At 63.2% G+C, this 1,373-nt stretch carries 1 protein-coding gene; it reads right to left on the reverse strand.

Annotation, left to right across the window (positions count from 1 at the left end; translation table 11 throughout):
• Positions 1–82: 82 nt before the first annotated feature.
• Entirely contained in the window at positions 83–1,345 is a 1,263-nt protein-coding gene (locus G0Q06_RS14175) for a calcium-binding protein (RefSeq protein WP_425496126.1), read from the reverse strand.
• Positions 1,346–1,373 lie beyond the last annotated feature (28 nt).

The following is a 1,373-nucleotide window of genomic DNA, read 5'->3' on the forward strand; positions in this document are numbered from 1 at the left end:
GGGGTCCATCCCTGTCAAATGACACGACGTGAGGCAAGTCTTTGCCCCACGTCGTGTCCCTTTGGTCGCGGTTTGTGGCCGCTTACAACCCGAAGAGGAAGTCGTCCGCGCCCAGATCGCCGAGTGCCGCGTTCTTGATGGTGATCACGTCGCCGTTCAGGGCGTCGATCTCCACGTCGTTGGCATTGGACAGCGACGTGTCCATGTGGTTGGCCACGAGATCGGCAAAGTCGACAATCGACGACACTGAAGTCAGGTCGATCTTTTCGGCGCTGTCGAACTCGTTGAAGTCAAAGATCGTGTCCTGACCGAACCCGTCTTCGAAGACAAAGGTGTCGCTGCCCGCCTCGCCACGCAATTCGTCATTGCCCGTGCCACCGTTCAGCGTATCCGCAAAGGCGCCGTTGCCACCAAAGAGCAGGTCATCGCCGACCCCGCCTTCCAGCGTGTCCTCGCCGAGGTTCCCCTCGATCCGGTCATTGCCGTTGCCGCCGCGCATCAGGTCATTGCCCGCGCCGCCGTTCATCAGGTCAAAACCGTCGCCGGCGTCCATCACATCGTTCCCGTCTTCGCCGAAGAGGAAGTCCGACCCCTGATTGCCGTTCATGATATCAGCACCCTGACCCCCGAACAGGTTGTCGTCCCCCTGACCGCCGTTCAGCGTGTCAACGTCCAGACCACCCACCAGATCGTCGTTGCCGTTGCCGCCGTTCAGCAGGTCGGTCCCGCTGCCGCCGTTCATGATGTCACGCCCGGCTTCACCAAAGAGCTCGTCGTTGCCCTCGCCGCCGTTCAGCACGTCATTGCCTGACGGACCGCCGAACAAACGGTCATTGCCAACGCCACCGTTCAGCGTGTCAAAGCCTTCGCCCCCCGTCATGAAGTCGTTGCCATTGCCGCCGTCGACACTGTCCGCGCCGCCACCGGCGTAGATCGCGTCAAAGCCGTCGCCTGCATCGATGGTGTCGTTGTCGCCCTCCGAGCGGATTTCATCGGTGCCGCGACCGCCCATGATCATATCAGCACCCGAGCCGCCGAAGATCGTGTCGTTGTCGTTGCCGCCGTCGATGGTATCCGCCTCGGTGCCGCCTTCCAGCCGGTCCGTCCCNNNNCCACCACCACGCAGGGTGTCGGCCTCCGTGCCGCCCTCCATGCTGTCATTGCCGGCCTCACCGATCAGCGTGTCAGACCCCGCGCCGCCCAGCAGCGTGTCATTGCCGACACCGCCCCCAAAGAGCAAATCGTCGCCATTGCCGCCATCCAGATGGTCACTGTCCGCGCCGCCCTCAAGACGGTCCGCATCCTCACCCCCCACAAGGCTGTCAGACCCCGCACCACCACGCAACGTGTCATCACCAGAACCACCCGTGAGC

Origin of the sequence: Oceanipulchritudo coccoides (genome assembly GCF_010500615.1) — a bacterium.
Classification (GTDB): domain Bacteria; phylum Verrucomicrobiota; class Verrucomicrobiia; order Opitutales; family Oceanipulchritudinaceae; genus Oceanipulchritudo; species Oceanipulchritudo coccoides.